Consider the following 13,888-nt stretch of genomic DNA (forward strand, 5'->3'; position numbering starts at 1 on the left):
CGACCGGAAGGCGGTGGACGTGACAACGCACCTACGGACCCGAGCGGCCCAAGCCGGTGCGTTACTGGCGGTGGTCGCCGGCGGTATCGCCGTGTCGCCCGCAGTGGCGCTGGCCGACCCGCCCGAAGTGCAGATCACCAACCTGCCGACCGACGTGGTGTCGGGCAGTTCGGTGACGATGCAGTATTCGGTGCGCGCCGTCAACAACGGCGGTGGTGGCGGCGGCAACAACGTGCAGGCCAACATCCAGGTGAGCGGCGACGGCATCCGGTGCAACAACGGCTGTGGCCAGATCACCACGATCGACGGCAACGGCCGCACCTTCAGCGCCAGACTCACCGCGCCCACGGTCAACGCCGGCGAGACCCGGACGGCCAACATCAAGATCACCGTGACCGTTCAGGGCGAGGACCCCGGGCAGACCAGCCAGCAGATCAACGTCAAGGGCCCCGACAAGCCTCAGACGGTCACCTCGGTCTCCGGCAAGGTCAAGGACCAGAACGGCAAGGCCATCTCGGGCGCGTCCGTCGCCATGAAGGACAGCTCCGGCACGGCGTTCGCGGCGACCACGAACGGCTCGGGCGGGTATGCGTTCAACTCGACCGACTCGAAGCCGATCGCGCCCGGCACGATCACCGTCGGCGCCCTCAAGGACGGCTACGACACGGCCACCGTGCAGGTGCAGGCGACCGCCGGTAAGAGCGTGAACGTGCCGCTGACGCTGAAGGCCGTCGAGGCCACCGCGACGGCCACCCCCTCCGCGTCCGCGTCGGCCACCCCGAGCACCGAGGTCTCCGAGGAGGCCCTGGCCGAGGAGCCGACCACCGAGGATTCGGCGGCCGCCGGCGCCGACACCAACAACACGTCGGCCGACCAGGGCGGCGGTGGCGGCTCGCTGCTGTTCATCCTGCTGGGTGGCCTGCTCGTGGCGGCCGGCGTGGGCGCGATCGTGCTGGTGCTGATGCGCCGCAAGGGCAACAACGGCGGCGACGGCCTCGACGACGACCCGACCGCGATGGGCGGCGGGGGCGGCGCGGTGCCGCCGAGCCAGGGCCGGTTCAACGACGCGACCCGGGTGGCCTCGCCGATGGGCGCGGGCCGGGACGCGACGATGATGGCGCCACGGGCGGCCGCCTCGCCGATGGCCGACGCGCCGACCATGCTGCAACGACCGGTCGAGGACGAGTTCCCCGACCCGTACGGGGCTCCCGTGCCCCAGGGCAACCAGTACGGCGGCGGCTGGGACGACCCGGCCGGCGACGCGGGCGCCTACGGTGGCGGACAGTACGGCCGCGCCCAGGACGACGGGTACGGCGCGGCGACGAGCGTCTACGGCGCGGCCCAGCCGACCGGCACTTACGGCGCGGCTCCCGTGTCCGCCGGCAACGAGTACGGCGCCGCCAACGAGTACGGCGCAGCCGGCGAATACGGCGGCAACCAGTACGGTGCGGCCGGCGAATACGGCGGCGGGCAGTACGGCGGCGGCCAGCAGCGGTACGACGAGCCGACCGGCATGTACCGCCCCGAGCCCGGCCAGGACGACTACGACGGCTACGACCAGCGCGGCGGCCAGTACGGCGGCGGCGCGCAGTACGGCGGCGGGCAGTACGGCACCGGCCCGGCTGCCGGGGGCTACGAGGACAGCCACGGCGGCTACGACCAGGCCAACGGCTACGGTTCCCAGGGCGGCGGCACCTACGGCTCGGCGGCTCCGGCCGGCGGTCAGTACGGCGGCGGCCAGTACGGCGGCGCGGCCGGCGGTTACGACGAGTACGACCAGGGCGGCTACGACCAGCGCGGTGGCCAGTACGGCGGCGGCCAATACGCGGGCGGCGGCTACGACGACAACCGCAACGGCTACGACCAGGGCGGTTACGAGCCGCGCGGCGGCCGCGGCCAGGCCCAGCCGTCCCACCCGGGCCAGCGGCGCCCGACGGAGTGGGACAACTGACCAGCTCGTCATAACACGGCCCCGCCTCTGTCAGCAGAGGCGGGGCCGGTTTCGTTTACGGGTGGATCACTCCGCGGGCTCGATCGGCCCGCCCGGGGCCGCCTCGTCGCCCGAGATCGCCTCGTTGCCCGAGATCGCCTCGTCGTCCGAGGTCGCCTCGTCGCCGGCTTCGTCCTCGGGCTCCGCCGCCGACTCCGAGATCTCCAGCTCGACCGAGCGCGCCCCCGACACCGAGTCCTCGGCCGACGCCGCGCCTGCCGAGGAGATCCCGAGCGCCTCGGACAAGGAGACCTCGACCGGTGCCGCCGTCTCCATGGCGCCTCCCGCCGCGGCCGCCGCCAGCGCCGCGTCCCCGCGGTCGACTGTGCTGCCACCGGCGTCCGGAACTCCGGACGGCGCGGAGAACCCGGGCCCGTCCGGGTTGGCCGCGTGCTCCGGGTCGCCGTGCCGGCCGGCGATCTCGGCCACGCCGCCGAACAGCCGCGGCAGCGTCGACGACCAGGCCTCGCGCAGCTCGGGCAGCGGGATCGAGAACTCGTCCCGGACCTCGAGCACCGGCTCGCGCGACGTCACGCCGATCGGGGTGCACGGCACGCCGTACTCGGCGGCCAGCGCCACGAAGGCCTTGTCGTGCCCGCGCGGCACCGCCACCACCGCCCGGCCGGCCGACTCGCTGAACAGGTACACGAACGACGTGGTGCCGTCGTCCGGGAGCGCGATCCGCGCGCCCACCTCGTACCGCAGGCAGCTCTCGACCAGCGCCTGGGCGAGACCGCCGTCGGAGAGGTCGTGCGCGGCCGTGACGTGACCGGCTTGCGAGGCCCGTGCCATCAACGCGCCGAGCCGCTGCTCGCGCACCAGGTCCACCTTGGGCGGCCGGCCGCCGAGGTGACCGTGGGTGACCCAGGCCCACTCCGAGCCGGACAGCTCGGTGGCCGTCTCGCCGAGCAGGAAGAGCTGGTCGCCGTCGGCCGCTGCGCCGGACGCCGGGGCCGGCCCGGGCGCGGACGGCGGCACGAAGCCCATCGGGATCCGGCGGGACACGTCGTCGAAGACGCCGAGCACGCCGACCACCGGGGTCGGGTGGATCGCGGCGGCGCCGGTCTGGTTGTAGAAGCTGACGTTGCCGCCGGTGACCGGGGTGCCCAGCTGCTGGCAGCCGTCGGCGAGACCGCGCACGGCCTCGGCGAACTGCCACATCACGGCCGGGTCCTCGGGCGAGCCGAAGTTGAGGCAGTCGGTGACCGCGACCGGCTCGGCGCCGGTGACCGCGACGTTGCGGTACGCCTCGGCCAGCGCGAGCTTGGCCCCCTCGTACGGGTCGAGCCGGGCGAACCGGCCGTTGCCGTCCACCGACAGCGCCACCCCGAGCCCGGTCTGCTCGTCGATGCGCAGCACCCCGGAGTCTTCCGGCTGGGCCAGCACGGTGTTGCCGAGCACGTACCGGTCGTACTGCTCGGTGACCCACGTCTTGTCGCAGAGGTTGGGCGAGGCGGCCATCCGCAGCACCGTCTCGCGCAGCTCGTCGCCGGTGGACGGACGCGGCAGCGTCTCGGCCTTGTCGGCCTGCAGCAGGATCAGGTCGGCGGGCTCGCGGATCGGCCGGGCGTAGACCGGGCCGTCGTCGGCGAGCGAGCCGGGCGGCACGTCGACGACCACGTGGTCGTTCCAGCTGATCACCAGGCGGCCGGGCGACCCGTCGGCCTCGGCCGGGGTCACCTCGCCGATCGCGGTGGCCCAGACGCCCCACTTCTCGGCGACGGCCAGCACCTGGCCGAGGTTTTCCGGCGTGACGATCAGCAGCATCCGCTCCTGCGACTCGCTGGCCAGGATCTCGGTGGGCGACATCGAGGCCTCGCGCAGCGGCACCCGCTCGAGCCACACCCGCATGCCGGTGCCGGCCGCGGCCGCGGTCTCGGTGAGCGCGCAGGTCAGGCCGGCGCCGCCGAGGTCCTGGATGCCGGCGACCAGGCCGGCGTCGTACAGCTCCAGGCAGCTCTCGATCAGCAGCTTTTCCATGAACGGGTCGCCGACCTGCACCGACGGGCGGCGCTGCTCGGCCTCCTCGTCGAAGGTCGCGGACGCCAGCACCGAGACGCCGCCGATGCCGTCCCGGCCCGTACGCGCGCCCAGCAGCACCACGACGTTGCCGACGCCGGCCGCCTCCTTGTGCTGCAGGCGGGACACCGGCAGCACGCCGATGCTCAGCGCGTTGACCAGCGGGTTGCCTTGATAGGTGGGGTCGAAGACGATCTCGCCGCCGATGTTGGGCAGGCCCAGGCAGTTGCCGTAGCCGCCGATGCCGGCCACCACGCCGGGCAGCACCCGGGCGGTGTCGGGGTGGTCGGCCGCGCCGAAGCGCAGCGGGTCCATCACCGCGATCGGCCGGGCGCCCATGGCGAGGATGTCGCGCACGATGCCGCCGACGCCGGTCGCGGCGCCCTGGTACGGCTCGACGAAGCTGGGGTGGTTGTGCGACTCCACTTTGAACGTGACCGCGAGGTCCTCGGAGATCTGCACGACGCCGGCGTTCTCGCCGATGCCGGCCAGCATCCGGGTGTTCTGCGGCGCCTTCTCGCCGAACTGGCGCAGGTGCACCTTGCTCGACTTGTACGAGCAGTGCTCGCTCCACATGATCGAGTACATCGCCAGCTCGGCGGCGGTGGGCCGCCGTCCGAGGATCTGCCGGATCCGGTCGTACTCGTCGTCCTTGAGGCCGAGCTCGGTGTGCGGCTGGATCTCTTCCGGCGTGCTGATCGCACGCTGAACGGTGTCCGGCCCGCCGTCGAACTCGCTGACGAGCACATCGGTCGCGGCGAAGCCGGTGGATTTTTCCGGCTGCGTCGTCATCTACTGTCCCCCTGGGTGCTGTCCGCCCGCGCCGGCCCCGGCCAGGGCGCGCAGGACGGAGGTGAAGAAGCCGAGGCCGTCCAGCGACGGGCCGGTCAGCGCCTCCACCGCGTGTTCCGGGTGCGGCATGATGCCGACGACGTTGCCGGCCTCATTGGTGATCGCGGCGATGTCGCGCTGCGAGCCGTTCGGGTTGCCCTCCAGGTATCGGGCGACGACCCGGCCCTCGGCCTCGAGCGCGTCGAGCGTCCGCTCGTCGGCGACGTAGCAGCCCTCGCCGTTCTTCACCGGGATCAAGATCTCCTGGCCGGGGGCGTACCCGTTGGTCCAGGCCGTGTCGGTGGACTCGATGCGCAGGAGCTGGTCGCGGTTGCGGAAGTGCAGGTGCTGGTTGCGGGTGAGCGCGCCGGGAAGCAGGTGCGCCTCGCAGAGGATCTGGAAGCCGTTGCAGATGCCCAGCACGGGCAGGCCGCCACGGGCCGCCGCGACGATCGTCTCCATCACCGGGGCGAAGCGGGCGATCGCGCCGCAGCGCAGGGCGTCGCCGTAGGAGAAGCCGCCGGGGAGGATCACGGCGTCGACGCCGTGCAGGTCGGGGTCGCCGTGCCAGAGGCGAACGGCCTCGGCGCCGCCGATGCGCGCGGCGCGGGCGGCGTCCCCGTCGTCGAGTGAGCCGGGGAAGGTGACCACACCGATGCGCATGGTCAGGCGACCTCCGCCGGCGCGCCATCCAGGCGGATGGTGAAGTCCTCGATCACCGGGTTGGCGAGCAGCTTGTCCGCGATCTCGCGGGCACGCTCGAGATCCGGCTCGCCGGCGAACTCGATCTCAATGCGCCGGCCGATGCGGACGGAGGAGACATCGTTGACGCCGAGCCGGGGCAGTGCGTTTGCCACCGCCTGGCCCTGCGGGTCGAGGATCTCCGGCTTGAGCATGACGTCGACCACGACGCGAGCCACGGGCACTCCTGACTGATAGGTGTAAGCATCGGCAGCCTACCTGGTGAACCTTCGGACGAAGCCATCGGCCGGTGTCGGCAGGACGACGCCATCGCCGCTGAGCAGGCAGTCTTGCGGGTGATCTCGACCACCTGTTCGATCGAAGCTTCAACCGATCCGCGCCGTCATCACACGGTGATATGGGAGATCTGAGTTCTTGGCGAGATCATCGCGAACACCTACGGTCGTGATATCGATCTCCGGAAAGAGCCGGCGGCGGAGCCCCCGCCGTCGCCGGTCCGGGCACGTCGAGCGGGTTCCGCCGGGGTGCGGTGCGAGGGTCGAGCTCCGTCGCGCCCCGGCGGCAGAATCACAGGATGGGCGCGGGAGCGTAACGCGCCGCGTCCGGGTGAGCGGCCACGATGGACGCCACGCGGTCGGCCACCGCCCGTACCTGTGAAGGCGCCGCCCCCACGAACGCCGCACGGTCCGCCACCAGCGTGTCGATCTCGGCGCGCGAGAGCCGCAGGCGCTCGTCGCCGGCCAGCCGGTCGAAGAGGTCGTTGACCGCCGCGCCCTTCTCGCGCATCGCCAGCGCCACGCTCACCGCGTGCTCCTTGATCACCTCGTGCGCCGTCTCGCGGCCGACGCCCTTGCGCACCGCGGCCACCAGGATCTTGGTGGTGGCCAGGAACGGCAGGAACCGGTCGAGCTCGCGGGCGATCACCGCGGGGTAGGCGCCGAATTCGTCGAGCACGGTCAGGAACGTCTGGAACAGGCCGTCGGTCGCGAAGAAGGCGTCGGGCAGCGCCACCCGGCGCACCACCGAGCAGGAGACGTCGCCCTCGTTCCACTGGTCGCCGGCCAGCTCGCCGACCATCGACAGGTAACCCCGGACGATCACGGCGAGCCCGTTGACCCGCTCCGACGAGCGCGTGTTCATCTTGTGCGGCATCGCCGACGAGCCCACCTGGCCCGGCCTAAAGCCCTCGGTGACCAGCTCCTGCCCGACCATCAGCCGGATCGTGGTGGCCAGCGACGACGGCCCGGCGGTGACCTGGGCGAGCGCGGCGACCACGTCGAAGTCGAGCGAGCGCGGGTAGACCTGACCGACGCTGCTGAGCACCCGGTCGAAGCCGAGGTGCGCGGCGACCCGCCGCTCCAGCGTGCCGAGCGCGTCGAAGTCGCCGTCGAGCAGGTCGAGCTGGTCGGCGGCGGTCCCGACCGGGCCCTTGATGCCGCGCAGCGGGTACCGCCCGATCAGGTCGTCCAGCCGCTCGTACGCGATCAACAGCTCTTCCGCGGCCGAGGCGAACCGCTTGCCGAGCGTGGTGGCCTGCGCCGCCACGTTGTGCGACCGGCCGGTCATCACCAGCTCGGAATACTCCACGGCACGCTCGGTGAGCCGGGCCAGCGTGCTGACCGCCCGCTCGCGGATCAGCTCGAGCGACGCCCGGATCTGCAGCTGCTCGACGTTCTCGGTGAGGTCGCGCGAGGTCATGCCCTTGTGGATCTGCTCGAAGCCGGCCAGCGCGCTGAACTCCTCGATCCGCGCCTTCACGTCGTGGCGGGTGACCCGCTCGCGGGCCGCGATCGACGCGAGGTCGACGTTGTCCACAACCGCCTCGTACGCCTCGACCGCGCCCGCCGGCACCGGGACGCCCAGGTCGCGCTGCGCCCGCAGCACGGCCAGCCACAACCGGCGCTCCATCCGGATCTTCTCCTCCGGCGACCAGAGGGCGGTGAGCTCGGCGGAGGCGTAGCGGGCGGCCAGCACGTTCGGGATCGTCACGCGACAGATTCTCCCACGGGCGTCTCGACCGGCTCGGGCAGCTTGTGCGGCAGGGTGCGCACGTCCCGGCTGCCCAGCATGAAGGCCACCGAGGCGATCATGAGCAGTCCCGCGCCGACCAGCGTCGCCTCGCGGCCGGCCAGGTGCGAGATCGGCCCGACCGTCATCTCGCCGACCGGAATCGCCACGAACGAGCCGACCATGTCGTAGGAATAGACCCGCGCGAGTTTCTCCGGCGGCACGTGCTCCTGCATTGTCGTCTCCCACGCCACACCGAACTGCTCGAGCGTGAGGCCGGCGACGAGCGAGGTGGCGATCAGCGCCCACACATGTGGATAGGCGCCGAGCAGAAAGACCGGAATCGACAGCGGAAAACAGCAGGCGACGCCGAAGAACAGCAACCGGCGCAGCCGCAGCCGCATCGCGATCAGCCCGCCGACGATCATGCCGGCGGTCTGAGCGGCCAGCACGAATCCCCAGGCCCGCCGCCCGAAGGTGTCGTCCGCGACGACCGGCCCGAGCACGAAGAGGCCGCCGGCCCACGCCATGTTCATCACGCAGAAGCCCGCGACCACCGTCCAGAGCCACCGCCGCGAGCGAAATTCCGACCATCCCACGCGCAGATCGGTGACAATGTTCGGCCTTTTCGATTCCACCCCATTTTCCGGTACGCCGAGTGCAAGCTCATCCGCGGCCACCAGCGAATCCGGCGCGACCGCCCCGGGCGCGGGCGACTCGGTGTCGGCCGCCGCCTTTCCGGCCGGGGCCTTGAGCGCGTTTCCGGCCGGGGCCTTGAGCGCGGCGAAGCAGAACGCGGACACCAGGAACGTCGCCGCGTCGACGAGAATGCCCCAGCCCGGCCCGACCGCGGCCACCACGACGCCGGCCACCGGCGCCCCGAGGATCGCCGCGCCGTTCAGCGCGACCCGGCTGATCGCGTTCGCCTGCTGGCGCATCTCGGCCGGCACGATCTGCGGCAGGATCGAGGCGCTCGCCGGCAACGCCAGCGCCGCCACCATGCCGTTGATCGCCGCGAGCCCGATGAGCAGCGGAATGGTCGCCGAATCGGTCAGCACGAGCGCGGCCACCACGCCCTGGGTGAGCGCCGCGGCCACGCTCGACCCGACCATCAGCAGGTTCTTGGGCAGGCGGTCGGCCAGGACCCCGCCGAAGAGCAGGAACGCGACGTTGACCACCGTGCGCGCGCCGACGACGAAGCCCAGGTCGGTGGCCGAGCCGGTGAGATCGAGCACGGCGAAGGCCAGCGCGATCGGGGCGAAGGCGTTGCCGAGGGCGTTGATCGTCCGGCCGGACAGCAGCAGGCGGAAGGGCCGCAGCCGCAATGGCGCCGGGAGGTTCATCAGGCGTCTCCCATCTCGAACATCGCCGTGGTGGTGCTGGTGCGGATCGTGCCGGGGGTGCGCGGCGGCCGGGCCGCCTCGTGCAGCTCGACGAGAGCCTTGGCGACCCGGTCCCGGATCTCCCGCCATTTATCGGGCTCGACCCAGAGCTCGGCGTCGGCGAGCAGCCGGGGGCCCGGCCGGAAATGCGCCTCCCGGGAACGCCGGATCAGCTCGTGGGCGAAGGCCGAGACCTCGAGCCGGAGCTGCTCGTCGGTCGCCGCCCCGCGCTGCTCCTTGTCGCGGCCGACGTCGTATCGGTAGCGCTTGGCGACGCCACCGCGAATCTTTTCCTCGCCGGCGACCACGATCAGCCCGCCGGCGAGCAGGTTGCGCAGGTGATAGCTGGCATTCGCGTGGGTGAGGCCGAGCTCGCGGGCGACCTCGGCCGCGGTCATCGGCGCCGCGGTGAGCAGGGACATCATCCGCAGCCGCACGGGATGGGCCATCGCCCGCAGCGCGGCCGTCTCGCCCGCGCCGCAATCCTCGCGGTCATCTCCCAAAGGCATGTTGGGGAGCTTAGGCATCCGCGTGCCGACTGTCCAACAAATATTTGGGAGTGGCACACTGCACGGAGAAGCGGCATTGTCGCTAAGGTTACCGACGAGTAGGTACAGCGCAGATACCGAAAGGTCCACCGATGACTGATTTCAACGCCGAGTCGCTCTCCTCGATCGGCCCGAAGGAGTTCGCTCAGCTCGTCAAGTCGACGCCGGATGCGAAGATCGCCGAGGTCATGTCCGGCGACGCGCGCGGAAAGATCCTCGACGAGGTCTTCAACCGGATGCCCACGCTGTTCCGCGCCGAGAAGGCCGGCAACACCTCGGCCGTCATCCACTGGATCATCACCGGCGCCCCCGACGGCGGCAGCGACACCTACGAGACCGTCATCGAGAACGGCGCCTGCACGGTGACCAACCAGCCGGCCCGCGACCCCAAGCTGGCCATGACCATGGACGCCCTGACGTTCCTGAAGGTCGTCTCCGGCGACGGCAACCCGATGATGCTGTTCATGACCGGCAAGATCAAGGCAAAGGGCGACCTGGGCTTGGCCGCCAACGTGGCCAAGCTCTTCGACATCCCGAAGGCCTGACGCCGCTGCCGGGCCGGCCCCTTGCACGGGGCCGGCCCCACGCCCAGCCAGCCGATCTTGATTACTTCCGGCGCGCCGCGGACAGCAGGTCATCAGCGTTCGGCCGGACGACCTCGGTGCCGCCGCGGTAAGCCGCAACCAGCCGCTCCCGCCGCCACCACCCACGCCCCGGCCATGGCGACCAAGCAACCCGCACCCGGCAGCAAGGCGCGGTACGACCCCGCCGGCGAACCGGGCCGCGCGACGGCCGATCCGCTAAAGCGTGATCCGGTCCTCGACCGCGCCCAGCGCGATGTCGGTGCGGAATTGCGCACCGTCCAGGCGGATCCCGTCCACCAGGGCATAAGCAGCATCGCGGGCCGCGGCCAGGCCCTCGCCGACAGCCGTCACGCTCAGCACCCGCCCGCCGGCCGAGATCAGCGCACCGTCCGCGCGGCGGGCCGTGCCGGAATGGATCACGCCCGCCGCCTCCGCGCCGGTGATGACGTCGCCGGTGCGCGGGGTGGCCGGGTAGTTTGCGCTGGCCACCACGACCGTGACCGCGGCGCCGTCGTGCCAGCTCAGCGGCGGGTGCTCGGCCAGTTTGCCGGTCGCCGCCGCGTTCAGCAGGCCGCCCAGCGGCGTCGCGAGCAGAGCCAGCACGACCTGGGTCTCGGGGTCGCCGAAGCGGGCGTTGAACTCGATCACCTTGGGGCCGTCCGGGGTGAGCGCCAGTCCGACGTAGAGCAACCCGGCGAACGGGATCCCGCGGGCCCGCATCTCGGCCAGCGTCGGCTCGACCGTCTCCCGCATCACGCGGGGCACCAGGTCGTCCGGCGCCCACGGCAGCGGCGCGTACGCCCCCATGCCGCCCGTGTTCGGCCCCTCGTCGCCGTCGCCCAGCCGTTTGAAGTCCTGCGCCGGCATCAGCGGGACGGCCGCGGTGCCGTCGGTGACGACGAACAGCGACACCTCCGGGCCTGACAAATACTGTTCGATCACGACTTTGCCGCACTCGCCGGCGTGCCGGCGCGCCTCGTCCAGCGAGGACGTCACCACCACCCCCTTGCCGGCCGCCAGACCGTCGTTCTTCACGACGTACGGCGCGCCGAGCTCGCCGAGTGCCCGGTCCACCTCGTCGGCGCGGGTGCACGCGTACGAAAGAGCGGTCGGCACCCCCGCCGCCGCCATGACGTCCTTGGCGAACGCCTTCGAGCCTTCCAACCGCGCCGCCGCCGCGCTGGGCCCGAAGCAGGCGATCCCCTTGGCGCGCACCGCGTCGGCCACCCCCGCGACCAGCGGCGCCTCCGGACCGACCACCACCAGGTCGGCGGCGAGCTCGACGGCGAGCGCCGCCACCGAGGCCGGATCGGTCGCGGTCACGTCGAACACCGACGCGACCTGCGCGATGCCCGGATTGCCGGGAGCGGCGGCGAGGAAGTCGACGGACGGGTCGGCGGCGAGGCCCACGGCGAGGGCGTGTTCCCGCCCGCCGGAGCCGATCAGAAGTACGCGCACGACCGCGGATCCTACCGGCGGCCTCCTTCCGCACGTCGCACCGCAGGTCGGTCGCGTAAACTTCGGAAGTACCCGGGCATCGCCGAGTACGCGGCGTGTACAGGAGAAGTAAGTGCCGGTAATCGTGTTGGTCGGCGCCCAGTGGGGCGACGAGGGCAAGGGCAAGGCCACTGATCTGCTGGGCGACCGGCTCGACTACGTCGTCAAGTTCAACGGCGGCAACAACGCCGGCCACACCGTGGTGATCAACGGCGAGAAATACGCCCTGCACCTGCTGCCCAGCGGCATCCTGACGCCGGGCGTCACCCCGGTGATCGGCAACGGCGTGGTGGTCGACCTGGCCGTGCTGTTCCAGGAGATCGACGGCCTCGAGGCCCGCGGCATCGACACGTCCCGTCTGCGGATCAGCGCGAACGCGCACGTCATCCCGTCCTACAACCGCTCGCTCGACAAGGTCAGCGAGCGGTACCTGGGCGCCCGCCGGATCGGCACGACCGGCCGCGGCATCGGCCCGACGTACGCCGACAAGATGAACCGGATCGGCGTCCGCATCCAGGATCTCTTCGACGAGTCGATCCTGCGGCAAAAGGTCGAGGCGGCGCTCTCCTTCAAAAACCAGGTGCTGTCCAAGATCTACAACCGCCAGGCCGTGAAGCCCGAGGACGTGGTGAAAGAGCTTCTTTCGTACGTCGACCGCCTGCGCCCCTACGTCGGCGACACCGCGCTGGAGCTGGCCGAGGCGATCGACGCCGGCAAGGTCGTCCTGTGCGAGGCCGGCCAGGCCACCCTGCTCGATGTGGACCACGGCACGTACCCGTTCGTCACGAGCTCCAACGCGACGTCCGGCGGCGCCTGCACCGGCTCCGGCATCCCGCCGACGCGCATCGACCGGGTGGTCGCGGTACTCAAGGCGTTCACCAGCCGGGTCGGCGAGGGCCCGTTCCCGACCGAGCTGCACGACAAGTTCGGCGACTACCTGCGCGAGGTCGGCCACGAGTACGGCACGACCACCGGCCGCCCGCGCCGCATCGGCTGGCTCGACCTGGTGATCGGCCGCTACGCGCAGCGGATCAACGGGGTCACCGACTTCGCGCTGACCAAGTTGGACAACTACGACGGTCTCGATGAGATCCCGGTCTGCGTCGCCTACGACGTGAACGGCGTCCGGCACGACGAGATGCCGGTCAACCAGACCGACTTCCACCACGCGGTCCCGATCTACGAGACGCTCCCCGGCTGGAAGCAGGACATCTCCGGCTGCCGCAGCTTCGACGAGCTGCCCAAGGACGCGCAGCGGTTCGTGGAGTTCGTCGAGCAGCGGCTCGGCGCGCGCATCTCGATCGTCGGCGTCGGCCCCGGCCGCGAGGCGGTCATCGAGCGTCACTCGGTACTGGGCGAGGCGTGATGTTCGACGTCGTCATCCTGAGCCTGGCCGAGGGCGCGGGCGCCGCGGACGCCTGCGGCGAGAGTTGTGGCGGCTGCGGAACGGCCGCCTCGTGTGCCAGCCCGCGGGTGCCGGTGTTGCAGCTGGCCGACCTGCTCAAGGAACAGGGCGCCCGGGTCGAGACGGTGACCGCCGGGTCCGATCAGGAGATCGACGCGGTGCTGTCGCGGTTCGACGGCGATCCCCGCCCCGACGGCCTGACCTGGCCCGATGTCGAGAGCAAGGCCCGGCTGGTGGTGGCGACGGCGGTCGACGGCCAGTTGCGCGCCGTCTTGCGACGGCTCGTTCGGCGGTACGCTCCGGCGCCCAGCAAACGCCCCGCCGATCTGCGGTCCGATCGCACGGTGCCGGATCTCCCCGCGATCGCCCTGCTGCCGCTGGACGTGACCAACACCACCGACCTCGCGGCCCAGCTCGGCCTGCCGCGCACTCCCGCCGGCGTGGCCGAGGCGGTTCTCTCCGGCCGGGTGCGCCGCCTCGATCTGCTGCGCAACGACGGCGGCTCGGTGACCGTGGACGGCGCGCTGCTCGGCGGTGCTGACGACGCGGACCGCGCGGTGCCGTGGCGGGGCCGGATCGAGGTCGACGACGTGGTGCTCTCCGACGGCGAGGAGCCGATCCTGGCCTGCGCCATCGGTAACGGTGGCGGCTACGCGGAGTTCGGCGGCTTCCGCCTGCTGGCCACCGGCGACCCCACCGACGGACGGGTCGAGGTCGGGGTCGCCATCCCCAAGATCATCAAGCAGCGCTTCCGCGGCACCAAGGTCCAGGTCGAGGTGCGCCGCGCCCGCGGACGGGCGGTCTCGGTCCTGCCGCGCGATGTTGAGCTGCAGTTTCTCGACGACGGCGTCGGCGGTTCGACGACCCGCAAGCGCTCGTGGTGGACCGAGCCGGGGGCCTGGGCGGTGTACGCGGCCTGACCT

At 71.8% G+C, this 13,888-nt stretch carries 11 protein-coding genes; 4 read left to right on the plus strand and 7 right to left on the minus strand.

The window, feature by feature from the left end; translation table 11 throughout:
- Window positions 1-91 precede the first annotated feature (91 nt).
- Entirely contained in the window at window positions 92-1,951 is a 1,860-nt protein-coding gene (locus ACFQS1_RS28360; RefSeq protein ID WP_378974123.1) for a carboxypeptidase-like regulatory domain-containing protein, read from the plus strand.
- Window positions 1,952-2,017: 66 nt separating this feature from the next.
- Here the strand turns inward: ACFQS1_RS28360 and purL are convergent, their stop codons facing one another.
- The 6 genes from purL to ACFQS1_RS28390 form a co-directional block, all read right to left on the minus strand.
- Complete coding sequence (purL, locus tag ACFQS1_RS28365) at window positions 2,018-4,801, minus strand: phosphoribosylformylglycinamidine synthase subunit PurL (RefSeq protein WP_378974125.1); 2,784 nt, start codon at window positions 4,799-4,801, stop codon at window positions 2,018-2,020.
- Window positions 4,802-5,509, minus strand: a complete 708-nt coding sequence (gene purQ / locus ACFQS1_RS28370) for a phosphoribosylformylglycinamidine synthase subunit PurQ (RefSeq protein ID WP_378974288.1) — start codon at window positions 5,507-5,509, stop codon at window positions 4,802-4,804.
- On the minus strand, window positions 5,506-5,760 hold the full coding sequence (purS, locus tag ACFQS1_RS28375; RefSeq protein ID WP_378974128.1) for a phosphoribosylformylglycinamidine synthase subunit PurS: 255 nt from the start codon (window positions 5,758-5,760) through the stop codon (window positions 5,506-5,508). Before purS ends, purQ begins: the two co-directional genes overlap by 4 nt.
- A gap of 349 nt (window positions 5,761-6,109) precedes the next feature.
- Entirely contained in the window at window positions 6,110-7,531 is a 1,422-nt protein-coding gene (purB, locus tag ACFQS1_RS28380; protein WP_378974130.1) for an adenylosuccinate lyase, read from the minus strand.
- Window positions 7,528-8,892: an MFS transporter gene (locus ACFQS1_RS28385; protein ID WP_378974133.1), complete on the minus strand. Its 1,365-nt coding sequence runs from the start codon at window positions 8,890-8,892 to the stop codon at window positions 7,528-7,530. The genes purB and ACFQS1_RS28385 overlap by 4 nt, the downstream gene beginning before the upstream one ends.
- Complete coding sequence (locus tag ACFQS1_RS28390) at window positions 8,892-9,440, minus strand: ArsR/SmtB family transcription factor (protein WP_378974135.1); 549 nt, start codon at window positions 9,438-9,440, stop codon at window positions 8,892-8,894. The genes ACFQS1_RS28385 and ACFQS1_RS28390 overlap by 1 nt, the downstream gene beginning before the upstream one ends.
- 131 nt (window positions 9,441-9,571) lie before the next feature.
- Between ACFQS1_RS28390 and ACFQS1_RS28395 the strand changes: the two genes are divergently transcribed.
- On the plus strand, window positions 9,572-10,024 hold the full coding sequence (locus ACFQS1_RS28395; protein WP_378974137.1) for an SCP2 sterol-binding domain-containing protein: 453 nt from the start codon (window positions 9,572-9,574) through the stop codon (window positions 10,022-10,024).
- Between the two features lie 255 nt (window positions 10,025-10,279).
- Here ACFQS1_RS28395 and purD read toward each other — a convergent pair whose 3' ends face one another.
- Window positions 10,280-11,521 (minus strand): phosphoribosylamine--glycine ligase, encoded by a 1,242-nt coding sequence (gene purD / locus ACFQS1_RS28400; protein ID WP_378974140.1) that lies wholly within the window; start codon window positions 11,519-11,521, stop codon window positions 10,280-10,282.
- Window positions 11,522-11,633: 112 nt separating this feature from the next.
- On the opposite strand from purD, the gene ACFQS1_RS28405 reads away from it, so the two are divergent.
- Window positions 11,634-12,926, plus strand: coding sequence for an adenylosuccinate synthase (locus ACFQS1_RS28405; RefSeq protein WP_378974142.1), 1,293 nt, complete (start codon window positions 11,634-11,636; stop codon window positions 12,924-12,926).
- Entirely contained in the window at window positions 12,926-13,885 is a 960-nt protein-coding gene (locus ACFQS1_RS28410; protein ID WP_378974144.1) for a diacylglycerol kinase family protein, read from the plus strand. Before ACFQS1_RS28405 ends, ACFQS1_RS28410 begins: the two co-directional genes overlap by 1 nt.
- Window positions 13,886-13,888 lie beyond the last annotated feature (3 nt).

This window comes from Paractinoplanes rhizophilus (assembly GCF_042664765.1).
In the GTDB taxonomy this organism is placed as follows: Bacteria; Actinomycetota; Actinomycetes; order Mycobacteriales; family Micromonosporaceae; genus Actinoplanes; species Actinoplanes rhizophilus.